This window comes from Agromyces atrinae, assembly GCF_013407835.1.
GTDB lineage: Bacteria > Actinomycetota > Actinomycetes > Actinomycetales > Microbacteriaceae > Agromyces > Agromyces atrinae.
On sequence record NZ_JACCBI010000001.1, the window covers coordinates 608,610 to 631,872 of the forward strand.

21 protein-coding genes, 1 other RNA gene and 1 pseudogene are annotated in these 23,263 nt (G+C 67.9%); 13 read left to right on the forward strand and 10 right to left on the reverse strand.

Annotated features, from left to right (window positions below; all coding sequences use genetic code 11):
* Positions 1-24: 24 nt before the first annotated feature.
* The 4 genes from BJ972_RS02980 (at position 25) to rnpB (ending at position 2,414) form a co-directional block, all read left to right on the forward strand.
* Positions 25-846: a Nif3-like dinuclear metal center hexameric protein gene (locus tag BJ972_RS02980; protein ID WP_129175286.1), complete on the forward strand. Its 822-nt coding sequence runs from the start codon at positions 25-27 to the stop codon at positions 844-846.
* A 25-nt stretch (positions 847-871) separates the two neighbouring features.
* Positions 872-1,609 carry a zinc ribbon domain-containing protein gene (locus BJ972_RS02985; RefSeq protein WP_129175288.1) on the forward strand — a complete coding sequence of 246 codons (738 nt, stop codon included), beginning with the start codon at positions 872-874 and terminating at the stop codon, positions 1,607-1,609.
* Positions 1,609-2,031, forward strand: coding sequence for a reverse transcriptase-like protein (locus BJ972_RS02990; RefSeq protein ID WP_129175290.1), 423 nt, complete (start codon positions 1,609-1,611; stop codon positions 2,029-2,031). Before BJ972_RS02985 ends, BJ972_RS02990 begins: the two co-directional genes overlap by 1 nt.
* A gap of 15 nt (positions 2,032-2,046) precedes the next feature.
* An RNA gene (gene rnpB, locus BJ972_RS02995) (RNase P RNA component class A) lies at positions 2,047-2,414 on the forward strand.
* A 20-nt stretch (positions 2,415-2,434) separates the two neighbouring features.
* Here the strand turns inward: rnpB and ppgK are convergent.
* Both ppgK and map read right to left on the reverse strand, forming a co-directional pair.
* Positions 2,435-3,187 (reverse strand): annotated as a pseudogene (ppgK, locus tag BJ972_RS03000) (polyphosphate--glucose phosphotransferase); the annotation flags it as partial.
* Between the two features lie 24 nt (positions 3,188-3,211).
* Positions 3,212-4,075, reverse strand: coding sequence for a type I methionyl aminopeptidase (gene map, locus BJ972_RS03005; protein ID WP_129175292.1), 864 nt, complete (start codon positions 4,073-4,075; stop codon positions 3,212-3,214).
* An 11-nt stretch (positions 4,076-4,086) separates the two neighbouring features.
* Here map and BJ972_RS03010 point away from each other — a divergent pair, with 11 nt between their 5' ends.
* On the forward strand, positions 4,087-4,269 hold the full coding sequence (locus tag BJ972_RS03010; protein ID WP_129175294.1) for an SPOR domain-containing protein: 183 nt from the start codon (positions 4,087-4,089) through the stop codon (positions 4,267-4,269).
* Between the two features lie 7 nt (positions 4,270-4,276).
* Here the strand turns inward: BJ972_RS03010 and panB are convergent, their stop codons facing one another.
* Complete coding sequence (panB, locus tag BJ972_RS03015; RefSeq protein ID WP_129175296.1) at positions 4,277-5,170, reverse strand: 3-methyl-2-oxobutanoate hydroxymethyltransferase; 894 nt, start codon at positions 5,168-5,170, stop codon at positions 4,277-4,279.
* A 99-nt stretch (positions 5,171-5,269) separates the two neighbouring features.
* Between panB and BJ972_RS03020 the strand changes: the two genes are divergently transcribed.
* Together BJ972_RS03020 and BJ972_RS03025 are read left to right on the forward strand one after the other, a co-directional pair.
* Positions 5,270-6,607: a glutamine synthetase family protein gene (locus tag BJ972_RS03020; RefSeq protein WP_129175298.1), complete on the forward strand. Its 1,338-nt coding sequence runs from the start codon at positions 5,270-5,272 to the stop codon at positions 6,605-6,607.
* Positions 6,608-6,617: 10 nt separating this feature from the next.
* Positions 6,618-9,653, forward strand: a complete 3,036-nt coding sequence (locus tag BJ972_RS03025) for a bifunctional [glutamine synthetase] adenylyltransferase/[glutamine synthetase]-adenylyl-L-tyrosine phosphorylase (RefSeq protein WP_129175300.1) — start codon at positions 6,618-6,620, stop codon at positions 9,651-9,653.
* A 15-nt stretch (positions 9,654-9,668) separates the two neighbouring features.
* Here BJ972_RS03025 and BJ972_RS03030 read toward each other — a convergent pair whose 3' ends face one another.
* Positions 9,669-10,340: a pentapeptide repeat-containing protein gene (locus BJ972_RS03030; RefSeq protein ID WP_129175302.1), complete on the reverse strand. Its 672-nt coding sequence runs from the start codon at positions 10,338-10,340 to the stop codon at positions 9,669-9,671.
* A gap of 135 nt (positions 10,341-10,475) precedes the next feature.
* On the opposite strand from BJ972_RS03030, the gene BJ972_RS03035 reads away from it, so the two are divergent.
* Complete coding sequence (locus BJ972_RS03035; protein WP_129175304.1) at positions 10,476-11,348, forward strand: tyrosine-protein phosphatase; 873 nt, start codon at positions 10,476-10,478, stop codon at positions 11,346-11,348.
* 9 nt (positions 11,349-11,357) lie between these two features.
* Complete coding sequence (locus BJ972_RS03040) at positions 11,358-11,585, forward strand: RNA-binding S4 domain-containing protein (RefSeq protein WP_129175306.1); 228 nt, start codon at positions 11,358-11,360, stop codon at positions 11,583-11,585.
* A 128-nt stretch (positions 11,586-11,713) separates the two neighbouring features.
* Here the strand turns inward: BJ972_RS03040 and glnA are convergent, their stop codons facing one another.
* Positions 11,714-13,138 carry a type I glutamate--ammonia ligase gene (gene glnA / locus BJ972_RS03045; protein WP_129175308.1) on the reverse strand — a complete coding sequence of 475 codons (1,425 nt, stop codon included), beginning with the start codon at positions 13,136-13,138 and terminating at the stop codon, positions 11,714-11,716.
* A 156-nt stretch (positions 13,139-13,294) separates the two neighbouring features.
* On the opposite strand from glnA, the gene BJ972_RS03050 reads away from it, so the two are divergent.
* Positions 13,295-13,735 (forward strand): RDD family protein, encoded by a 441-nt coding sequence (locus BJ972_RS03050; protein WP_241830817.1) that lies wholly within the window; start codon positions 13,295-13,297, stop codon positions 13,733-13,735.
* Positions 13,736-13,773: 38 nt separating this feature from the next.
* Here BJ972_RS03050 and BJ972_RS03055 read toward each other — a convergent pair whose 3' ends face one another.
* The 3 genes from BJ972_RS03055 to lipB form a co-directional block, all read right to left on the reverse strand.
* Positions 13,774-14,487 carry a DUF4191 domain-containing protein gene (locus BJ972_RS03055; RefSeq protein ID WP_129175312.1) on the reverse strand — a complete coding sequence of 238 codons (714 nt, stop codon included), beginning with the start codon at positions 14,485-14,487 and terminating at the stop codon, positions 13,774-13,776.
* A 72-nt stretch (positions 14,488-14,559) separates the two neighbouring features.
* On the reverse strand, positions 14,560-15,549 hold the full coding sequence (lipA, locus tag BJ972_RS03060; protein ID WP_129175314.1) for a lipoyl synthase: 990 nt from the start codon (positions 15,547-15,549) through the stop codon (positions 14,560-14,562).
* Positions 15,546-16,181, reverse strand: a complete 636-nt coding sequence (gene lipB / locus BJ972_RS03065) for a lipoyl(octanoyl) transferase LipB (protein WP_129175316.1) — start codon at positions 16,179-16,181, stop codon at positions 15,546-15,548. Before lipB ends, lipA begins: the two co-directional genes overlap by 4 nt.
* A 115-nt stretch (positions 16,182-16,296) precedes the next feature.
* Between lipB and BJ972_RS03070 the strand changes: the two genes are divergently transcribed.
* Complete coding sequence (locus tag BJ972_RS03070) at positions 16,297-17,745, forward strand: serine/threonine-protein kinase (RefSeq protein WP_129175318.1); 1,449 nt, start codon at positions 16,297-16,299, stop codon at positions 17,743-17,745.
* On the opposite strand, the gene sucB is transcribed toward BJ972_RS03070, so the two are convergent.
* A complete protein-coding gene (sucB, locus tag BJ972_RS03075; RefSeq protein ID WP_179419913.1) occupies positions 17,746-19,200 on the reverse strand; it encodes a 2-oxoglutarate dehydrogenase, E2 component, dihydrolipoamide succinyltransferase in 1,455 nt (484 codons plus the stop codon).
* Between the two features lie 66 nt (positions 19,201-19,266).
* A complete protein-coding gene (gene lpdA / locus BJ972_RS03080) occupies positions 19,267-20,640 on the reverse strand; it encodes a dihydrolipoyl dehydrogenase (protein WP_129174083.1) in 1,374 nt (457 codons plus the stop codon).
* A 224-nt stretch (positions 20,641-20,864) separates the two neighbouring features.
* On the opposite strand from lpdA, the gene BJ972_RS03085 reads away from it, so the two are divergent.
* Together BJ972_RS03085 and BJ972_RS03090 are read left to right on the forward strand one after the other, a co-directional pair.
* Positions 20,865-21,791 (forward strand): proteasome assembly chaperone family protein, encoded by a 927-nt coding sequence (locus BJ972_RS03085; RefSeq protein WP_129174085.1) that lies wholly within the window; start codon positions 20,865-20,867, stop codon positions 21,789-21,791.
* A complete protein-coding gene (locus tag BJ972_RS03090; RefSeq protein WP_129174087.1) occupies positions 21,788-23,119 on the forward strand; it encodes an MFS transporter in 1,332 nt (443 codons plus the stop codon). Before BJ972_RS03085 ends, BJ972_RS03090 begins: the two co-directional genes overlap by 4 nt.
* Positions 23,120-23,263: the final 144 nt, after the last annotated feature.

The following is a 23,263-nucleotide window of genomic DNA, read 5'->3' on the forward strand; positions in this document are numbered from 1 at the left end:
CAGGTGCGACGGTAGGCTGAGAGGATGCCGCTCCGACTGAACGACTTCCTCGAGACGGCCGAACAGCTCTGGCCCCGAGCCGGTGCCGAATCGTGGGACTCGGTGGGCCTCGTGAGCGGTGATCCGGCCGCCGAGATCTCTCGAATCCTCCTCGCCGTCGATGCCGTCGCCGACACCGTCGACGAAGCCGTCGCCGTCGATGCCGACCTCCTGCTCGTCCACCACCCGCTGCTGCTGCGCGGGGTCACGAGCGTCGCCGAAGACCGCTACAAGGGTGCGCTCCTGGCGCGCCTGATCCGCTCGGACTGCGCGCTGCTCGCGGCGCACACGAACGCCGACGTCGTGGCATCCGGCACCTCGGCCGTGCTGGCCGATCGCGTCGGGCTCGAGTCATCCGTGCCGATCGTTCCCGGCGATGACCCGGCCATCGGCCTCGGCCGCGTCGGTCGGCTGAGCGAGCCGACCACGCTCGGCCGACTCGCTCGACTCCTCGTCGACGTGCTGCCCGCCACGGCGAGCGGTGTCCGCGTCGCGGGCGACTACGACCGCGAGGTGCAGACGATCGCCGTCTGCGGGGGAGCGGGCGACTCCCTTCTGAGCCACCCGGCCGTTCAGAGCGCGGACGTCTACATCACCGCCGACCTGCGCCACCACCCGGCTTCCGAAGCCCGCGAGCAGACGAAGCTCTCCGGCCGCGGTCCCGCACTCATCGACGTATCCCACTGGGCGAGCGAATGGCTGTGGCTCGACGCCGCAGCCGCCGAACTCCGCCGAGCCCACCCCGAACTCGACATCGTCGTGAGCGACATCCGCACGGATCCGTGGGATTTCGCGATCGTCCGATGACATCCCGCACTTCGAAGGAGACCCCGTGAAATCCAGCCCGGCCGAGCAGAAGGAGCTGCTGCGCCTGCAGCGACTCGACACCCGTCTGCAGCAGCTCGCCCACCGCCTGAGCGCCCTGCCGCAGACGACGGCCCTCGCCGAACTCGACGCACGAGACGACGCCGAGCGTCGTCGCCGTGCTGAGGCATCGGGAGTGCTCGAAGACGCTCGCATCGAGCTCGGTCGCGTCGAGTCCGACGTCGCCACCGTCGAGGCACGTATCGCCCGTGACTCCGACCGACTGACGCACACGTCGTCGGTCAAGGACGTGAACGCACTCGAGTCCGAGCTCACGTCGTTGCGCAAGCGCCTGAGCGACCTCGAAGACATCGAGATCGCCGTGATGCAGCGCGTGGAGGACGCCGAGGGCGTCGTCGCCGGAATCGATGCGGTTCGGGAGACGATCTCGGCCGACGTCATCCGGGTCAGCACCGAGCGCGACGCGGCGTCGGGCGAACTCGCCACCGAGCGCGACCAGGTCACGCGCGATCGCGAGGCGGTCGCCTCGACCATCAGCGACGAGCTGCAGGCGTTCTACGAGCGTCGCCGCGCCGCGGGCGGCGGAGTGGGCGCGGCGCTCCTCCAGGCGCGCACGTGCGGCGGCTGCACGATCACGCTCACGGGTTCCGACCTCGAGGCCGTGCGCCGTGCGGCGCCCGACGACGTCATCCAGTGCCCTGATTGCGAGCGCATCCTCGTCCGCACCGACGAGTCGGGCATCTGATGGCCCGCAAGCTCGTCGTCGAGGCCGACGGCGGATCGCGGGGAAACCCGGGTGTCGCCGCGGGCGGCTCGCTCGTCATCGATGCGGCGACGGGCGAGATCATCGCTGAGCTCGGCGCCTATGTGGGCATCGCGACGAACAACGTCGCCGAGTACACGGGCATGCTCGAGGGCGTGCGTCGTGCCCTCACGATCGACCCGAACGCCGAGATCCACGTGCGGATGGACTCGAAGCTCGTCGTCGAGCAGATGGCCGGTCGCTGGAAGATCAAGCACCCCGACATGCAGAAGCTCGCCGTCGAGGCACGCAGCCTCATCGCCGGGCGTCCCGTGACGTTCGAGTGGATCCCGCGGGCCGAGAACTCGCGCGCAGACGCGCTCGCGAACCGCTCGATGGACATGAAGCAGAGCTTCGGCCTGTAATCTCGACAGAGCGAGTGGGTCGGCAAGACGGTCGCGTCGCACACCTTCGGGTGTGCGCCGAGGAACGTCCGGGCTCCACAGGGCAGGACGGTGGGTAACACCCACCCGGGGTAACCCGCGAGACAGTGCCACAGAAAACAGACCGCCGGAGCTTCGGCTCCGGTAAGGGTGAAACGGTGGAGTAAGAGACCACCAGCGGCTGAGGTGACTCAGTCGGCTCGGTAAACCTCGTCCGGAGCAAGGTCAGACAGGGAACGATGGGGCTGCCCGTCCCGTTCCCGGGTAGGCCGCTAGAGGGCTGCGGCAACGTAGTCCCGAGAGAGATGGCCGTCCAGCGCAGTTCGCTGCGTGAACAGAACCCGGCGTATCAGCCGGCCCGCTCGCCCTCATCGACGCCGAACGTCGCGGCCATCGCCGCAGCGCCGAGGATGCCCGCATTGTTGCGGTGCACGGCGGGAACGATGGGCGTCTTCAGGTCGAGGAGCGGCAGGAACTTCTCGTGGTGCTTCGACACGCCGCCGCCGACGACGAAGAGGTCGGGCGAGAAGAGGAACTCGACGGTCGAGTAGTAGCGCTGCAACCGCTTCGCCCACGCAGACCATTCGAGGTCTTCCCGCTCCATCGCCGAGTACGCGGCGCGGTGCTCGGCGTCTTTGCCGTCGATCTCGAGGTGACCGAGCTCGGTGTTCGGCACGAGCACGCCGTCGTACAGGAAGGCCGAGCCGATGCCCGTGCCGAGGGTCGTGAGGATGACGAGGCCGGGGACGTTGCGAGCGGCACCGAACTGCGACTCGGCGTAGCCCGCGGCATCCGCATCGTTGATGAAGTGGATCGGCGTGCCGAGACGCTCCTCGAAGAGCCGTTCGGCGGGCAGCCCGATCCACTCGTCGGAGACGTTCGCCGCCGAGAGGGTCTTGCCGTAGCGCACGATGGCGGGGAAGCACACGCCCACGTGCAGCGACTGGGCGCCGGGGTGCTGTTCTTCGAGTCGGCCGAGCAGGTTCGCCGTGGCGTCAAGGATGTCGTCGGGACGACCGCCCTCGGGGGTCGAGACCTTGATCCTGTCGGTGACGAGTTCACCCGTCGACAGGTCGACGATCGCCCCCTTGATGCCCGTTCCGCCGATGTCGATACCGATGCCGTGTTCACGTGCCATGCCTGCACACTACCGGTCGGACGCCTACGGGAGCGTGAGGATCTCCGCGCCGCGCTCTGTCACGACGAGGGTGTGTTCGAACTGCGCGGTGAAGCTCCGGTCGGCCGTGACGACGGTCCAGCCGTCATCCCACATCTCCCAGTCGTGAGTGCCGAGCGTGAGCATCGGCTCGATCGTGAAGACCATCCCGGGTTCCATCACGGTGTCGTACCGCGGTTCGTCGTAGTGCGGGATGATGAGCCCCGAGTGGAACGAGGCGCCCACGCCGTGCCCGGTGTAGTCGCGCACGACCCCGTAGCCGAAACGACGCGCGTACGACTGGATCGCGCGACCGATGACATTGACCTCGCGGCCGGGGGCGACGGCACGGATGCCGCGGGCGAGTGCTTCTCGCGTGCGGTCGACGAGGTCGCGCACCTGCTCGTCGCCCTCGCCGACGATGAACGTGTGGTTGAGGTCGCCGTGGAAGCCGTCGAGGTACGCCGTGACGTCGAGGTTCACGAGATCGCCGTCCTCGAGCACGGTGTCGTCGGGGATGCCGTGGCAGATGATCTCGTTGACCGAGGTGCACGACGAGGCCGGGTAGCCGCGGTACCCGAGCGTCGACGGGTAGGCGCCGTGGCCGACGACGTAGTCGTGGGCGATGCGGTTCATCTCGGAGGTCGTCATGCCGACGTGCAGTTCTGCCCGGACGGCCTCGATCGCTCCCGCCGCGATGCGACCCGACGCCCGGATCTTCTCGATCTCATCGGGTGTGTAGACGTCGCCGGTCGTGTGCTCCCGCGGAGCGGGTCGCCCGACGTATTCGGGGCGCGCGATGCTCGCGGGCACCGTCAGGGCGGGGGAGAGGCGTCCGGGAATCAGGTGGCCGGCGGGGTCTTTGGGCATAAGATCACCCTATGACGGACGCCGAACACGCCTACTGGTACAACATGCGATCCGGAGAGGTCGAGCACGGACTTCTCTCGCCCTCGGTCGATCGTGTCGGGCCTTTCGCCACGCACGTGGAGGCTGAGCACGCCCTCGAGAAGCTGCGCGAGAACAGCGCGAAGTGGGCGGAAGACGACGCCAACGACGACTGAGCGCCGCTCACTCGTAGCTGTGCTCAGGCGCCGGGTAGACGCCTGACGCGACATCCGCCTGCCACGCCTTCGCCGCACCGTGGAGGATGCCCGACAGGTCGGCGTACTGCTTCACGAACTTCGGGATGCGCCCGACCGTGAGCCCGGCCCAGTCGGTCCAGACGAGGAGCTGGCCGTCGGTGTGCGGCCCGGCCCCCACGCTCAGCGTGGGGATCGACAGCTCGGCCGTGACGCGCGCCGCGATGTCAGAGGGAACCATCTCGAGGACGACGGCGAAGGCGCCCGCGTCCTCGACGGCGTGTGCGTCGGCGAGAAGTTGCTCGGCACCGTCGCCGCGACCCTGGATGATGTGCCCGCCGAGGCCGTGCTCGCTCTGCGGGGTGTAGCCGATGTGCGCCATGACCGGGATTCCGGCCTGCACGACACGCCGGATCTGCTTGTGGCTGCGCTCTCCGCCCTCGAGCTTCACGGCGTGGGCGCCGGCCTCCTTCATGAACCGGACGGCCGTGTGCAGGGCTTCGTCGGGGCCGGACTCGTAGGAGCCGAAGGGCATGTCGGCGACGACGAAGGCGCGAGTGACGGCACCCGCGACGGCGCGCGTGAGGGGGATGAGCTCGTCGACCGTGACCGGCAGGGTCGTCGAGTAGCCGAAGACGTTGTTTCCGGCGGAGTCGCCGACGAGGAGGAAGTCGATGCCGGCCTCGTCGAAGATGCGGGCCGTCAACTGGTCGTAGCTCGTGAGCCCGGTGATCTTGATGCCGTCGCGCTTCGCGTTCTGGAAGTGCCGCGTGCGAACGCGCTTCGCGCCGGCAGCGGCGCCTCCTCCGCCGTACGGATTCTGCTCGTTGCTCCCCTCGATCTTCGCGGGTGACGTGGCGTCGTTCGAGGGCTGCTCAGACATGGGTCGAGTCTATCGGCGGCGGCTCGCGACGACTCGGCTGCACGGGGCGCGGAAAGCGTCTCCGACGCACTAATCTGAGAGGAGCGAGAGAGGGTGTGGATGGATAAGCAGCGCGACTTCGTTCTTCGAACCATCGAGGAACGAGGTGTCAAGTTCGTTCGCCTCTGGTTCACCGATGTCGTCGGAACGCTCAAGTCGGTCGCGATCGCCCCGGCCGAGGTCGAAGGCGCTTTCGCCGAGGGCCTCGGTTTCGACGGATCGGCGATCGAGGGCCTGACGAGGAGCTTCGAGTCCGACCTCCTCGCCCACCCCGATCCGACGACGTTCCAGACGCTGCCGTGGCGCGGCGACATCGACCCCACCGGTCGTATGTTCTGCGACATCACGACGCCCGACGGCGAGCCCGCTGTGGCTGACCCGCGGAACGTGTTGAAGCGCACGCTCGAGAAGGCCGCCGATCGCGGGTTCACGTTCTACACGCACCCCGAGATCGAGTTCTACCTCCTGAAGTCGTCGAAGTTCGGCGAGCACGGGCCCGAGCCCGTCGACTCGGCCGGTTACTTCGACAACGTTCCGGGTGGCACGGCTCACGACTTCCGTCGTCGTTCGGTGCGCATGCTGGAAGACCTCGGCATCTCCGTGGAGTTCAGCCACCACGAGGCCGGCCCGGGCCAGAACGAGATCGATCTGCGCTACGCCGACGCTCTCACGACGGCCGACAACATCATGACGTTCCGCACCGTGATCAAAGAGGTCGCCATCGAGCAGGGCGTCTACGCGACGTTCATGCCGAAGCCGTTCTCGCAGCACCCCGGTTCGGGCATGCACACCCACCTCTCGCTCTTCGAGGGCGACGCCAACGCGTTCTACGAGGCCGGTGCGCAGTACCAGCTCTCGAAGACGGGCCGTCACTTCATCGCGGGCCTCCTCCGTCACTCGCAGGAGATCGCCGCCGTCACGAACCAGTTCGTGAACTCGTACAAGCGACTCTGGGGCGGAGACGAGGCGCCCAGCTTCGTCACGTGGGGCCACAACAACCGTTCCGCGCTCGTGCGCGTGCCGCTGTACAAGCCCAATAAGGGCCAGAGCGCGCGCGTCGAGTATCGCGCGATCGACTCGGCGTCGAACCCCTACCTGGCGTTCTCGCTTCTGCTCGCCGCCGGAATGAAGGGCATCGAGGAGGAGTACGTGCTGCCTCCCGAGGCCGAGGACAACGTGTGGAGCCTCTCCGACACCGAGCGCCGCGCCCTCGGGTACGCGTCGCTCCCCGCGAGCCTCGACCACGCCGTCCAGTACATGGAGGAGTCGGAGCTCGTCGCCGAGACGCTCGGTGAGCAGGTCTACAACTACGTGCTGGCGAACAAGCGTCAGGAGTGGCGCGACTACCGGTCTCAGGTGACGCCGTACGAGCTGCAGCGCAACCTCGAGATCCTCTGACCGGGTCTCGATGCCTGCGAGCGTGCCGACCGAGCCGACTCTGACCGAACTCGCACGGACCGGGTTCACCTCACTCGACTCCTCCGCGGAGCGAGTGGGTGAACTCGCCCGGGCGTCGGGCGTAGCCACCGGGCTGCTGCTCGACGCGTTCGCGATCGCTGCGGATCCCGACGACGCCGTCATCGCCGTGCTGCAGCTGCACGAACGCGCACCGGACGCCGTCTCCGCTCTGCTCGCCGACGGGCAGGCCGCTGCGCGATTCGTGCGCGTGCTCGGAGCATCGCGCGGTCTCGCGGACTTCTTCCTGCGGCACCCCGACCAACTCGACGTGTTCGCCGAGCCCGTCGTGGCGATCCCGGATCCCGATGATGTGCGCTCCGACCTGCTCGCGGTCGTCGACGGCCGCGGCACGGGCGGGCCCGACCAGGCCGAGACCGCCTGGTCCGCGCTTCGCGTGCAGTACCGCAGGCGTCTCGCCGAGCTCGCGATCTTCGACCTCACGAGCGTCGATCCCGTCGCGATCGTCGATCTCGTCGCGGCCTCGCTCGCCGAGCTCGCGGGAGCAGCCCTCGACGCCGCGCTCGATCTCGCCCGCCAGGCCGTATCTCTGCCCGAGGGCGAGCGCGCCTTCGGACGCTTCCCCGCTCACGAGGTGGAGGCGACGCGACTCGCCATCATCGGTATGGGCAAGGCGGGGGCATCGGAGCTCAACTACGTCAGCGACGTCGATGTGATCTTCGTGGCCGACGTCGCCGACGGCAGTGACCTCGGCGCCGATCGAGCGATCGAGATCGCCACGAGACTCGCGATGCTCACGATGAAGGCCATCTCGGCGTCATCCGTCGAGCCCGACCTCTGGGAGGTCGACCCCAACCTCCGGCCCGAGGGCAAGGACGGCGCCCTCGTCCGCACGCTCGATTCGCACGTGCAGTACTACGACCGGTGGGCGAAGAGCTGGGAGTTCCAGGCGCTGCTGAAGGCGCGCCCGCTCGCGGGTGACCGCGCGCTCGGGGCCCGCTACGTCGAAGCCGTCGCGCCGAAGGTCTGGTCGAGCGCATCGCGTGAGAACTTCGTCGAGTCGGTGCAGCGCATGCGGGAGCGCGTCACCGCGCACATCCCCGACGACGAGATCGACATCCAGGTGAAGCTCGGTCCGGGCGGATTGCGCGACATCGAGTTCACCGTGCAGCTCCTGCAGCTCGTGCACGGTCGAACCGACGCCTCGGTGCACCAGGCCGGCACGCTGCCCGCTCTCGCCGCCCTCGCCGATGCCGGTTACGTCGGACGCGTCGAGGCCGCGGAGTTCGCACACGACTACCGCGTGCTCCGCCTGCTCGAGCACCGTCTGCAGCTCGAGCGACTGCGGCGTACGCACCTGATGCCGCGCGGCGATGCCGAACTCCGCGTGATCGGGCGTGCGTCGGGGCTCGCTCCGAACGCCACGCAGCTTCGCGAGGTGTGGCAGTCGACGCGTCAGCGCGTGCGCGGTCTGCACGAGCGTCTCTTCTACCGACCGCTCCTCTCCGCCGTCGCCGCGCTTCCGTCGTCCGGGCTCAGCCTCACGAGCGAGCAGGCGGAAGACCGTCTGGCGGCGATCGGTTTCCGCGACCCGCGCGGTGCGCTCGCTCACATCGGTGCGCTGACCGCCGGGGTCTCGCGTCGCGCGACGATCCAGCGACACCTTTTGCCCGTCATGCTCGGTTGGTTCGCCGAGGGCGCCGATCCCGACTACGGGCTCCTCGCTTTCCGGCGACTGAGCGACAAGCTCGGCACGACGCACTGGTACCTGCGGCTCCTCCGTGACTCGTCCGAGGCCGGTCACCGGCTCACGCGTATTCTCGCCGGGTCGCGCTACGCGGGCGAGCTCCTGGAGCGCACACCCGAGTCGGTCGCCTGGCTCGAGGATGACGACGACCTGCGCCCTCGCACGCTCGCCGTCCTCTCTGAGGAGACCAAGGCCGTGGTCGCGCGTCACGGCACGGCCGAGGCTGCGGCGAAGGTGTTGCGCACGGCGCGCCGCCGTGAAGTGCTCCGGCTCGCCTTCGCCGCGATCCTCGAGCGGATCACGGTCGAGCAGCTCGGGCAGGCTCTCAGCGATGTCACCGAGAATCTGGTGCGCGGGCTCGTCGATGCCATTCGCGCCGAGGGGGCCGGCGAGTTCGCCGACGATGGAATCGAGTTCGCCGTCATCGGAATGGGCCGTTTCGGCGGTGCGGAACTCGGCTTCGGCTCCGACGCCGACGTCATGTATGTCTTCCGTCCCGGTCGCCTCGAGGGCGAAGCGGCTCAGCAGCGCGCGCAGAAGATCGTCTCGGAGCTCATCCGTCTCGGCAGCGACGCGCACCTCCCTCTCGACCTCGATGCCGACCTGCGACCCGAGGGGCGCAACGGTGTCCTCGCACGATCACTCGACGCCTACCGGTCGTACTACGAGCGCTGGTCGCTGACGTGGGAGGCGCAAGCGCTCCTTCGTGCCCGCGGGGTCGCCGGAGATTCGGCGCTCATCCGCGATTTCGAGGCCCTCGCCGACACCGTTCGCTACCCGGCGGAGATCGATGAGTCTGCCGTGCGCGAGGTGAAGCGCATCAAGGCCCGCGTCGAGAACGAGCGCCTCCCGCAGGGCGCGGATCCGACGCGCCATCTGAAGCTCGGGCGTGGTTCGCTGAGCGACGTGGAGTGGTTCGTGCAGCTCCTGCAGCTCGAGCACGCGTCATCCGTGCCCGCGCTCCGCACGACGTCGACGCTGGCCGCGCTGGCCGAGGCGGTCGAGGCGCAACTGATCACGCCAGACGATGCCGCGCTGCTTCGCGCAGCCTGGGTCTTCGCTTCGCGTGCGCGTTCGGCGCTCACACTCTGGCTCAACAAGACGACCGATGTGCTTCCCGTCGACCGCATTCAACTCGAAGGCGTCGCACGGCTCCTCGAATACCCGCCGGGCTCGGCGTCGATGCTCGAACAGGACTACCTGCAGATCACCCGTCGATCGCGTGCGGTCTTCGAGCGAGGCTTCTACGGAACCGTCGAGAGACACGAACCGTCGATCTGATCCGCGTCGTCACGCTCAGTCGTCGACGTCGATACCGAGGTTCGCGGCGATGAGGGGAGCGAGCAGGCTCAACTGCTCGGGGGTGACGATCGTGCCGCGCAGGCGGTCGACCCCGTTGACGACCGCGAGTCGAGCGCCCCGAAGATCGGTGTGCTCGAGCGTCGCGCCCGCCAGTTCGATCTGGTCGACGGATGTCCGCTCGAACGCGAGCCGCGACACGGTCGCCTGGCCGAGGTCGAGCTCGTCGATGGTGCAATCGACGAACCGGATGTCGGTGAAGGTCGCTCCGCGGAGGTTGACGAAACCGAGCTTGCAGTTCTCGAACAGCACGCTGCGCACCTCGGAACCGTAGAACTCGGCCGAGCCGATGCGGGAGTCACGCACCTCGACGTCGCGCCACGTGGAACGCCGTGCGGCGAGCACGGGCACGTTCCATCGCTCGATGACCGAGTCCGAGATTCGGGCGCCGGCGAGATCGACGTCGATCGCGGTGATCGATGCCAGTCGACACTCGCTCAGATTCGCCGATGCGAGCTCGATCGAGTCGAGCGTGAGGGCGTCGAGCTCGAAGCCGTCGAGGTGCGCGCCGCTCTCGATGTCGAGCGCGTCACCCGCGGTGAGGCCCTCGAGGCGGACAGGCGAGAGTCGAGGCGAACGGGTGGGGGGAGCGGTGCGTCGGTTCGTCATAGCCGGTTCAGCCTACGCGCGGCCGGTGACATCTCTCACACTGCGCGCGAGTATCCGTACAGCGCCCATCGGCGGCGTTCTCGTCGCCATACTGGAACTCGTGTCGCGACCACCACACTCCGAGGAGAAGCTCGCATGACCACACCGATCGATCGCCGAGTGCCGCTGCAGAGCGCGCCTAACCTGCGCGACCTCGGCGGTCTCGCAGCCGGTGACGGCACCGTGCGGTCCGGCGTCATCTATCGTTCGGCGACCCTGGCGCGGCTCGGCGGAGACGACCTCGTCGCGTTCGGCCGGCTGGGTATCGGCACCGTCTACGACCTGCGGACGGCTGCCGAACGAGCGGATGCACCCGACATCCTGCCCGACGGAGTGCGCTCGGTGGGACTCGACGTGCTCGCCGACAGCACGACGGATGTCGCGGCGAGCGTCGGTCAGCTCGCGAGCGATCCGGCCGGCCTCGCGGCATCCCTCAGCGATGGGCGAGGAGTCGCCCTCATGCGTGAGTCGTACCGGAACATCGTGAGCCTCCCCTCGGCACTCGCGGCGTATCGCGCCTTCTATCTCGATTTGATCGACGGCGATCGCGCGGGTGCCGCTCTCTTCCACTGCACGACGGGCAAGGACCGCACCGGGTGGGCTGCGGCGTCACTCTTGCTCCTCCTCGGCGTCGACCCCGACGACGTGCTCGTCGACTATCTCGAGACCAACGCCGACCTGTTGCCCGCGCTCGCACCGGTGCTCGACGCCGCGGCGGCGCACGGAGTCGACCGCGAACTCTTGCTCCCGGTGCTCGGCGTGCGCGGCGAGTACCTCGATGCGGCCCTCGATGAGATGCGATCGCGCTTCGGTGACATCGAGGGCTACGCCCGGGACGGTCTCGGCCTCACGACCGAGCAACTCGACGCGCTCCGTGCGCGGTTCGTCGATGAGGAGCCCGACACCGTGAACGCCGGGCGCGGACCGCTGAAGCTCTGCCCGACAGGTCGCGGGCCCGGCGTCGAATAGCATTCGAGCATGACGAATACGCCTCCGATCGATGATGTCCCGATTTCCGGCGAGGCGGTGCGGCTGGGTCAGTTCGTGAAGTTCGCGGGCCTGCTCGACACCGGCGGCGACGTGAAAGAAGCCATCATCGACGGCTACGTGACCGTGAACGGCGAGGTCGATCGGCGTCGGGGGCGCCAGCTCCAGTTCGGAGATGTCGTCGGCTACGACGGTCGGCAGTTACGTGTAAGTCGCTAGCGCAACGACAGAACCCCGGCCTCGCCGGTCTCGATGTAGAGATCCAGCGAGAACCGGGGTTCATCGGTCGTCTGAGTACGACAGAGGGGCGTGGCCGGATGGCCACGCCCCTCTGTCACGTCAGGTGACTAGACGCCGTAGTACAGCTCGAACTCGAACGGGTGGGGACGCTGAGCCAGCGGCTTCAGCTCCTTCTCGCGCTTGTAGTCGATCCAGGTCTCGATGAGCTCCTTGGTGAACACGCCGCCCTCGAGGAGGAAGTCGTGGTCGGCCTCGAGAGCGAGGAGGGCCTCGCCGAGCGAACCGGGAACCTGGGGGATGGACTTGGCCTCCTCGGGGGGAAGCTCGTAGAGGTCCTTGTCGACGGGCTCGTGCGGCTCGATGCGGTTCTTGATTCCGTCGAGGCCGGCCATGAGCTGCGCGGCGAAGGCGAGGTACGGGTTGCCCGAGGCGTCCGGCGCGCGGAACTCGATGCGCTTGGCCTTGGGGTTCGTTCCCGTGATGGGGATGCGGATCGAGGCCGAACGGTTACCGGCCGAGTAGACCAGGTTGACGGGGGCTTCGAAGCCGGGCACGAGGCGGTGGTACGAGTTGACCGTCGGGTTCGTGAACGCGAGCACGGCGGGAGCGTGCTTCAGCAGGCCACCGATGTACCAGCGGGCGATGTCGGAGAGACCGCCGTAGCCGGCCTCGTCGTAGAACAGCGGCTTGCCGTCGTTCCAGAGCGACTGGTGGGTGTGCATGCCCGAACCGTTGTCGCCGAAGAGCGGCTTCGGCATGAACGTCGCGGTCTTGCCCCACTGCTCGGCCGTGTTCTTGACGATGTACTTGAACTTCAGGATGTCGTCGGCCGAGTGGACCATGGTGTCGAAGCGGTAGTTGATCTCCGCCTGTCCGCCGGTGCCGACCTCGTGGTGCGCGCGCTCGAGGATGAGGCCCGCGTCGATGAGCTTGAGCGAGATGTCGTCGCGCAGGTCGGCCTGCTTGTCGACGGGGCTCACGGGGAAGTAGCCACCCTTGTAGGGCGTCTTGTTGGCGAGGTTTCCGCCCTCTTCCTTGCGGCCGGTGTTCCAGGCGCCCTCTTCGGAGTCGACGCTGTAGAAGCTCGAGCGCTGGTCGACGTTGTAACGAACGTCGTCGAAGATGTAGAACTCGGCCTCGGGGGCGAAGAACGCGGTGTCGGCGATGCCGGTCGAGGCGAGGTACTTCTCAGCTTTCTTGGCGACCTGACGCGGGTCCTTCGAGTAGATCTCACCGTTGCGCGGGTTGTAGATGTCGAAGACCATGATGAGCGTGCGCTCGACGCGGAAGGGGTCGATGTACGCGGTCGACACGTCAGGGATGAGCTGCATGTCGGACTCGTGGATGTTGGCGAAGCCGCGGATCGACGAACCGTCGAACAGCTGACCGACGGTGAAGAACTCCTCGTCGACCGTCGAGGCCGGGATGTTGAAGTGCTGCTGCACACCCGGGAGGTCGGTGAAGCGGATGTCGAGGAACTTGACGTCCGTCTCCTTGATGAACGTAAGGACTTCGGATGAATCACTGAACATGTGACGTATCTCCAAGAGTGTGCGGAATCTGGATGATTGGCGTGTTCAGACGAAGGCCTGGGCTGCCGAGTCCGACGCTAACGCCCAGGGGTTTCCCTGCCGTGTCGCAATTGTTTCCGCCATGTTACGCGATGCCCCGACGGTAGAATTTCACGAGTGAGCTCCTCAGGATCGAAACCCACCACCTTCGGCGAACTGGCACCGAGCCGTTGGCCGGGGGAGCGACTCGGCCTTCCCGAGCGGGGTCAGCACTCCGTCGCTCGCGTCGGGCGACGGATCGCGGCGCTCGTCGTCGACTACGGCCTGGCGGTCGTGATCGCGCTGCTGTTCGCGCCGTACGAGTCCGCAGCGCACTCGCTCATCACGATCGGTGTCTTCGCGCTCATGCAGATGATCTTCATCCCCACGATCGGCGGCAGCATCGGACACCGCCTGCTCGGCATGCGCATCGTGCCGATCAGCGGAGGGTGGGTCGGCCTGTGGCGACCCGTCGTCCGATCGCTGCTTCTCGCCATCGTCATCCCGGCTCTCGCCTGGGATTCCGACCAGCGCGGCTTCCACGACAAGGTCGCAGGAACCGTCCTCATCCGGGCCTGACGCCCGGCGGTGCTGATCGAGAGATCAGCGCCGAGCGATCAGCGGATCTTGCCGCGCTGCGGGCGCGCGCGCAGCGGGTCGATACCCTTGGGGATCGGCAGCTGCGTCTGGAGCGAGTTCAGACGATTGTTGACCGCGACGACCTCGGGCTTCGTGATCGCCTTCTTGGTCTTCTTGAGCGCCGGGCCCAAGCGGTGCAGTTCGACCTCGCCGGCACCGTGGCCGACGGCGATCGTCGATACGGGAACGTTGGGGAGGATGCGCGCGACCTTCCGCTTCTCCTCCTCGAGCATGCGCTGGGTACGCGTCTGCGGGCCCTCGCTGATGAGCACGACACCACCGCGGCCGACGGCGCGGTAGACGGCGTCCTGGGTCTTGGCGTTGACGGCGACGGGCATCTCGTTGCCGATCCAGCCGCGACGCAGGCCGCTCTTCAGCACGGCACCCACGGCGCCCGGCTGCCCGTCGATCTGCGAGTAGGCGGCGCGCTCGGCGCGACGACCCAGGATGATCATCGCGACGAGGATGCCGGCGAGGAGGCCGGCGATGACCCAGAGGGCGATCGTGAAGCCGTTGCCTCCGCTGAGCAGGATGCCGACGCCCACTCCGAGGATGATCGGGCCGACGAGGCCCAACAGAATCCACCACTGCGCCTTCGAGTCGTAGCGACGGGTCATCTGGAAGACCTGCCACATCTGCTTGATGCGACCGGGTTCCTTCGTCACGGAGGACGACTCCTTCTTGCGTGCCATGCCGACAAGAATACCGGGGCCGGAGGATCGTGCCGACCGTGTTCGCCGACCGCGTGGAGACACGCGCCGGTGTCATCCCACCGCCTGGGGAAAACCGCCCTCCTCGACATTCAGGTGCGACAACCGGTCGGGGATCGGACGCCCGCTCCGGCGCATCGCCTTCGCCCAGAGTCTGCCTGCGCGATAGGACGAGCGCACGAGCGGGCCGGAGAGCACGCCGGCGAATCCGATGGCCTCGGCCTCCGCGCTCAACTCGACGAACTCCTCGGGGCGCACCCAGCGAGCGACGGGCAGATGGCGGGGGCTCGGGCGCAGGTACTGGGTGATCGTGATGATGTCGGCGCCGGCCTCGTGCAGATCGCGGAGTGCTGTCGACACCTCGTGCCGCTCCTCGCCCATGCCGAGGATGAGGTTCGACTTCGTGATGAGTCCCGCGTCCCGAGCTTGGGTGATGACGTCGAGCGAGCGCTCGTAGCGGAATGCGGGTCGGATCCGCTTGAAGATGCGAGGGACCGTCTCGACGTTGTGCGCGAACACCTCGGGACGTGCGGAGAACACCTCGCCGAGAAGTGCGGGATTGCCCGAGAAGTCGGGTACGAGGATCTCGACCCCAGTGCCGGGGTTCGCGTCGTGGATGCGCCTGATCGTCTCGGCGTAGAGCCAGGCGCCCTCATCGGGGAGGTCGTCACGAGCGACTCCCGTCACCGTCGCGTAGCGCAGCTGCATCGTCGCGACCGATTCCGCGACCCGCCGCGGCTCGTCGATGTCGTAGTCGGCGGGCTTGCCCGTGTCGATCTGGCAGAAGTCGCATCGGCGAGTGCATTGCGAGCCGCCGATCAGGAAGGTCGCTTCGCGATCCTCCCAGCACTCGAAGATGTTGGGGCATCCGGCTTCCTGGCACACCGTGTGCAATTCCTCGCCTTTCACGAGGTCCTGGAGTCGACGGTATTCCGGCCCCATCTTCGCGCGGGTCTTGATCCATTCCGGCTTCTTCTCGATGGGCGTCTCCGAGTTGCGGATCTCGAGGCGGAGCATGCGACGCCCGTCGGGCGCGGCGGTCATGCGGTCACCGCCAGTACGGAGCGGAACGCGTTCTCGACGTGTTGGATCATGTCGCCGGGGGAGACGCGACGGCCGAGGACGCGCGAGATGGTCGTCACCCCTGCATCACGGATGCCGCACGCGATGATGCTGTCATAGGGATCGAGCGAGTTGTCGCAGTTGAGCGCGAAGCCGTGCATGCTCACCCCCTCGGCGATCCGCACTCCGATCGCGGCGATCTTGTCCTCGTGGCCGGCGGGACCGAACCAGACCCCGCTTCGCCCGGGAACACGCACACCGGCGACCCCGATGTCGGCGAGGGCGATGATTAGGACCTCTTCGAGTCGGCGCACGTGGGCGACGACGTCCACCGGTTCGGGAAGGCGCACGATGGGATACCCGATCAGCTGCCCGGGCCCGTGCCAGGTGATCTTGCCGCCTCGATCGACGTCGATGACGGGTGTGCCGTCGGTCGGTCTCTCGTCGGGCGACGTGCGTCGGCCCGCGGTATAGACGGAGGGGTGCTCCAGAAGGAGGACGGTGTCGGGGCTTTCGCCCGCGACGACCGCGCGATGGACGGCGCGCTGAAGGTCGAGACCCTCTCGGTACGGCACGGAGTTGGCGCTTAGCCCCGCGACGACGAAGTCGAGCATGACATCAGTCTAGGAGCCTCGTCTCGTCCTCCACAGCGCAGGCGTAACCGTTCACGTGCACAGATCGTCACCGCCCGAGCGGTGGACGCTGCGGCACGCTGTGAGGCTGTCCGACGTGGGCAGACGACGAGTGGATGACAGGGGCGGGCGCGACACGGATGCATCGGCGGGTGGCCCCGTGCCGGCGACGATCGCCGGCTATCGCGTCGTCAGGCGGCTCGGCGCGGGAGGGCGGGTCGAGGTGTACCTGGCACGGCGAGATGATGCTCCCGATGAGGAGCCCGTCGCTGTGCGGGTGTATCGCAGGGCGGACGACGACGTGACGGCCCTCGAACTCGAAGCCCTCGATCGTGTCGACGGTCGAGGATGGCCGCGCCTCATCGACCTCAGCAGCATGCCGGACGGCCGCCTGTGCGTGGTGCAGGAGGTCTTCGGCGGGCCGTCTCTCGCGTCGATCCTCCACCAGAGGAGGCTCTCCGTGAACGAAGCCGTAACGGTCTCCGCCTCGCTCGTCCAAGCCGTCGCCGCCCTCCACGCCGTCGGCTTCGTCTACGGTCGGATGCGTTCGTCGGCGGTGCAGTTCTCCGCCGACGGCCGACCGGCGTTCGTGGGCGCGGGTGCCGTCGTCCGGCACGCGCTGCCCGACGGCACGAGCGATCTCGGCGCCGTTCGCGCCGACCATGAGCATCTCGCCGAACTGCTCGACGGCGTCTGGGCGGGCATCGAGCGCGCACCCGGCGCCGTCGCACCGGCGGAATGGCTACGCGAGCGGATCGCCACGCGGCCGTTCGTCGCGTGCCTCGCCGAACTGGAGCGGGTCGTGTTCGACATCGCGTCGCCCGCCGCGGTCGATCTGAATCCGGTGGTGCACCCTGAGCCTGTTCCGGTCACGCGACGGTCGACGAAATCGGCAGCGACGATCGCACCGACGGCGCGAGCGCGGTCCGTCGTTCCGGACGATCTGCTCGAGACGATCGCGGCGCTCCTCGAGACGTCATGGGTCGCTGCGGCTCGAACACGACTGAGTCGCCTGCTCGCAGCGCGCCGACCCGTCGTGATCGTCGGCGCATGCATCGCGGCGGCGAGCTCCGTCGTGCTCCTCACCGTGGTGCCTCCGAGCTCGCCCGCGGTGGATGCCGCGAGCGAGTCGTCGAGCGTCGTCACCGAGCCATCGGAAGCGCCGAAGCCGCAGCAGACGAGCGCCGGCGCGCGCGGTACGGAGATCGCTGAGAAGGCCACCGACGACGCCGTCACCGCACTCCGCGGGCTTCTCGAGCGTCGCGCCGAGTGCAGGGCGGAACTATCGGTGAGCTGCCTCGAGGCGATCGAGCAGCCGGGATCGGCCATTCTCGACGCGGATCGCCGAGCGATCATCGCCGCTCAGAACGGTGAACAGATCGACGAGTTGCCTCGCACGTGGGAGGCGGAGATCCGGGTCACGGGAACCATGGGCGAAGCCGTGCTCCTGTCGATCGATGCTCTGCCGGGAGACAGCGAACCGGCCTCGGCCCTCATCGTGAGGGGCGAGGCCGGTTGGCGTCTGCGAGAGATCTTCGCGGAGTGATCAGAGACCGAGGTCGCCCTCGAAGTCGCCCTCTTCGAGGCGAGCCTTGATCGTGGTGAGGAAGCGAGCGGCATCCGCACCGTCGATGATGCGGTGGTCGTACGAGAGGGCCAGGTAGACCGTCGAACGAATACCGATCGAGTCGAATCCGTCTTCGCTCACGACGACGGGCTTCTTGACGACGACACCGGTGCCGAGGATCGCGCTCTGCGGCAGGAACACGACGGGCGTGTCGAACAGCGCGCCGCGCGAGCCCGTGTTGGTGAGCGTGAAGGTGCCGCCGGCGAGCTCGTCGGGCTTCAGCTTGTTGTCGCGCGTGCGAGCGGCGAGGTCGGCGATCTGGGCGGCGAAGCCCGCGATGTCGAGGTCGCCCGCGTTGCGGATCACCGGTGTGAGGAGACCGCGCTCGGTGTCGACCGCGATCGAGATGTTCTCGCTCTCGGGGTAGACGATCGAGTCGCCGTCGACGGTCGAGTTGATGATCGGGTACGCCTTGAGCGCCTCAGCCGCAGCGAGACCGAAGAACGGCAGGAAGGACAACTTGTTGCCGGTCTTCTGGAGGAATTCGCCCTTGACCTTGTCACGGAGGCGAGCGACGCGAGTCACGTCGACCTCGACGACCGTGGTGAGCTGAGCCGTCGACTGCATCGACGCCACAGCGCGCTCGGCGACGACCTTGCGAAGACGCGTCATGGCGACGGTCGTGCCACGCAGAGGCGAGATCGGTGCGGCTTCGCGGGCCGGAGCCGACGAACCCGACTGGGCTGCGAGCACGTCCTGCTTGCGGATGCGTCCGCCGACGCCGGTGCCGGTGACGTTGGCCAGATCGACGCCCTGCTCGTTGGCGAGCTTGCGCACGATCGGAGTGACGTATCCGCTCGTAGCAGCGTGCGAACCCGTTGCGGCCGGTGCGGGTGCGGCAGCAGCGGCGGGCGCCGGTGCAGCAGCCGGTGCCGGTGCGGCAGCCGGAGCGGCAGCCGGTGCCGGTGCGGCAGCCGGAGCGGCGGGTGCCGGCGCGGCGGCCGGGGGAGCAGCGGCCGGTGCCGGTGCCGCGGCGGGCGCCGGTGCGACAGGAGCCGGAGCAGCGGGTGCGGCCGGCGCCTCGGGCTCGGGCGCGGCGGGTGTCTCAGCGGCGGGAGCCTCAGCAGCAGGTGCTTCAGCCGGTGCCTCGGCGGGAGCTGCCGGTGCCTCCTCTGCGGGGGCGTCAGCGGATCCGCTGCCGTCGCCGATCGTGACGAGGGCGGTTCCCACCTCGACGGTCTCGTCCTCCTGGACGAGGATCGCCTCGATGACGCCGGCGACCGGCGAGGGGATCTCGGTGTCGACCTTGTCGGTCGATACCTCGAGCAGGGGCTCGTCGACCTCGACGCGGTCGCCCACGTTCTTCAGCCAGCGGGTGACCGTGCCTTCCGTGACACTCTCTCCGAGTGCCGGGAGGCTGACGGATTCGCTCATGCGATTGTCTCCTTCACAGCGTGTGACGCTTCTTAGCTTATTAGTCGGTGCCGGCGGGCCGGCGGATCAGATCGCGTGGAGCGGCTTGCCGGCGAGCATGAGGAATGCCTCGCCGAGAGCCTCGTTCTGGGTGGGGTGCGCGTGGATGAACGGCGCGATGTCTTCGGGGTACGCCTCCCAGTTCACAGCGAGCTGGGCTTCGCCGATGAGCTCACCGACGCGTGCACCGATCATGTGGACGCCGAGCACGGGGCCGTCGTTCACGCGGACCACCTTGATGGAGCCTGCGGTTCCGATGATGTGGCTCTTGCCGTTGCCCGCGAGGTTGAAGTCGTAGGTCGAGATCGCGTCGGCGCCGTACTTCTCGGCGGCCTTCGCCGTCGTGAGACCGACGGAGGCGACCTCGGGGTCGCTGTAGGTGACCTTGGGGATGTTGGCGTCTTCGACGACGATCGGGTTGAGACCGGCGATCTCTTCCGCGACGAAGATTCCCTGCTGGAAGCTGCGGTGCGCGAGCTGCAGGCCGGGGACGATGTCGCCGACGGCGTAGACGCCGGGGATGTTGGTCGCGAGGCGCTCGTCGGTGATGACGAATCCGCGGTCGAGCGTGATGCCGACCTCGTCGTAGCCGAGGCCCGACGTCGAGGGGCCACGACCGACGGCGACGAGGAGCAGGTCGGCCTCGATCGTCTTTCCGTCTTCGAGGGTGACGACGACACCGGACTCGTTCTGGGTCACGCCCTGGAATCGAACGCCGAGCGAGAACTCGATGCCGCGCTTGCGGAACGCACGCTCGAACTGCTTGGAGATCGACTCCTCCTCGTTGGGGACGAGGTGGGGGAGCGCTTCGATGATGGTGACGTCGGCACCGAACGACTTCCAGACGCTCGCGAACTCGACGCCGATGACGCCGCCGCCGAGGATGGCGACCTTGTTCGGCACGAAGTCGAGCTCGAGTGCCTGCTCGCTCGTGATGACGCGGCCGCCGATCTCGAGGCCGGGGAGCGAACGCGAGTACGACCCGGTCGCGAGGATGACGTGCTTGCCCACGATGCGGTCGTCGCCGACCTGGACCGTGGTGGGGGAGACGAGCTTGCCTGCGCCCTCGATGACGGTGATGCCGCGAGCCTTGATCAGGCCCTGGAGGCCCTTCCACTTGCTCGAGACGATGCCCTCGCGGTACGAGGTCACAGCCGAGATGTCGATTCCCTCGAACGTGGCGTTGACGCCGTACTTCTCCGACTCGCGGGCCACGTCGGCGACCTCGGCGGAGTGGAGGAGGGCCTTCGTCGGGATGCAACCCCGGTGCAGACACGTTCCGCCGAGCTTGTCCTTCTCGACGAGTCCGACGGTGAAGCCCAACTGGACGGCGCGCAGCGCGGCTGCATAGCCACCGCTTCCGCCGCCGAGAACGACGATGTCGAAGTTCTGCTCTGACACTCGGTTATCTCCCTCGCGCATAGATATGCGACGCACCGTGCCCTAGCGGATGGTGACCCGCAGGCACGCGGTCTTCGGCGAGCGTTTCTCGCCCCTACGACCTTACTACCTGCACGAATTGACTCAGGCCAGCACACGGGTGCGACGAGCGCATGTCTGGTCGTGTTCGCTCAGAGCTTGCCGCGCTCGGTCGGGGGGCCTTCCCCCGTCGGTACGATGGGGGAATGCGTGATCCTCGGGGCCTCTACGACCTCAACTCCGACGTCGTGGTGCCGACCGGACTGCATCTCGTCGCGGCACTTACGGGCTTTGCGGATGCCGGGGGCGCCGTCTCCCAGTTCTCCAGCTATCTGCTGGACACGCTCGACACCGAGGTCGTCGCCCAGTTCGATCCCGACGAACTGCTCGACTACCGAGCGCGTCGACCGATCATCTACTTCGACCAGGACCACCTGACGGGTTACGAACCCGCTCGCCTGAGCCTCGACCTCGCGCGCGACGAACTCGGGCGGCCGTTCCTCCTCCTCTCGGGGTTCGAGCCCGACTTCCAGTGGAATCGCTTCTCGGCCGCCGTCATCGGTCTCGTCGAGTCGCTCGGTGTCGCATCGACGACGTGGGTCCATTCGATCCCCATGCCGGTGCCGCACACGCGCCCGATCGGCGTGACCGTGAGCGGCAACCGCAGCGACCTGATCGACTCCATGTCGGTCTGGCGTCCGCACACGCAGGTGCCCTCGAACGCACTGCACCTCATCGAGTACCGGCTCCAGTCGCTCGACCACCCGACGGTGGGCTTCGTGCTCCTCATTCCGCACTACCTCGCCGACACCGAGTACCCGGCGGCAGCCGTCGCGGCACTCGAGAGCATCAGCGCCTCGACGGGGCTCATCTTCCCGACCGACGAGCTCCGCGCTCAGGGGCGTGAGTTCCTCGCACGCATCGACGATCAGGTCGCGGAGAACGGCGAGCTCGCGAAGCTCGTCGGAACACTCGAGGAGCGGCACGACGCCTATATGGAGGGCACGACGCTGCGTTCTCCGTTGACGGACGAGGACGGCGAGCTGCCGTCCGCCGACGAGATCGCGGCCGAGCTCGAGAAGTTCCTGGCCTTCCGACGCGGGAGCGATGACGAGCCCCCGCTCGCCTCGTGAACAGTAGGCGCGCCCGCGTCGTCATCGCTGTTGCCGCCTTCGCCTATGTGATCGCGGTCCTGCAACGGACATCCCTCGGGGTCGCCGGGGTCGCGGCAGCCGATCGGTTCCAGGTCTCGGCAGCCCTCCTGTCGACGCTCGCCGTCGTGCAGCTGGCGGTCTACGCGGGCATGCAGATTCCCGTCGGCGTGCTGATCGACCGCCTGGGGCCTCGCGTGCTCATGCTCTCGGGGCTCTTCGTGATGATCGTCGGGCAGACGACTCTCGCTCTGTCGACGGAGATCGGCTGGGCGATCGCGGGCCGGGTGCTCGTCGGCGCGGGCGATGCGACGATCTTCGTCTCGATGATGCGCCTGGTCGCCTCGTGGTTCAGCGGTCGGATCGTGCCCCAGCTCTCGCAATGGGTCGGTAACACCGGGCAGCTCGGTCAACTGCTGTCCGCGGTGCCGCTCGCGTTCGTCCTTCGTGAGTTCGGCTGGAGCGCCGCGTTCCTCTCGGCCGCCTCGCTCGCTCTGCTCGCCTTCGCGCTCGTTTTCTTCGTCGTCGCCGACCACCCCCGCGGGGCGCCGGACGAACGGGCGGATGTCTCGTGGCGCGACGCGATGAGGGAGCTGGGCCGCGCCCTGAAGCGCCCGGGAACGCGCCTCGGCTTCTGGGCTCACTTCGTCACCCAGTCGTCGGGCACCGTCTTCGCCCTGTTCTGGGGATTCCCCTTCCTCGTCTACGCGGTCGGCCTCTCGGAGCAGGTGGCGGCGTGGCTGCTCGTCCTGCTGACCGGGTCGGGGCTCGTCATCGGCCCCGTGCTCGGCGTGCTCACCGCTCGCTACCCCAACCGCCGGAGCAATGTCGTGCTCGGCATCGTCGCGGCGATGGGCGTCGCGTGGGCCGTCGTGCTCCTCTGGCCGGGCGTGCCTCCGACGTGGCTCCTCGCCGCCCTCATCATCGTCATCGGCGTGGGCGGTCCGGGCTCGATGATCGGATTCGACTACGCGCGCACGTTCAATCCCGCCCGCAGTCTCGGGTCGGCGAACGGCATCGTGAACGTCGGCGGTTTCTCCGCGAGCTTCCTCATCATGCTGCTCGTCGGAATCATCCTCGACGCGCTCGACCACGCCCGGGTGGCGACCGGTCTCGAGAGCAATCTGTATGCGCTCGACTCGTTCCGTGTCGCGCTGTCGGTGCAGTTCGTGGTCGTGGGCGCGGGCGTCGTCGGACTCCTCATCGCTCGACGGCGCACACGGGCGGCTGTTCTCGAGCAGGAGGGAATAGCCGTGGCGCCCCTGTGGGTTGCAGTTGTCAGGGCCTGGAAGGGCCGCAACGGCCGCTGAAGCGGCTCACCGGGCGACGAGCGTCGCCGTCACGGGTTATAATTGAAGCAGGACCCGTTCACGTCCGCGTGGCAGCGACTTTCGCAGCCAGATCTCCGCGGACTTGACATGGGTCTTCGTAATGTCACTTTTACCACTGGCCGG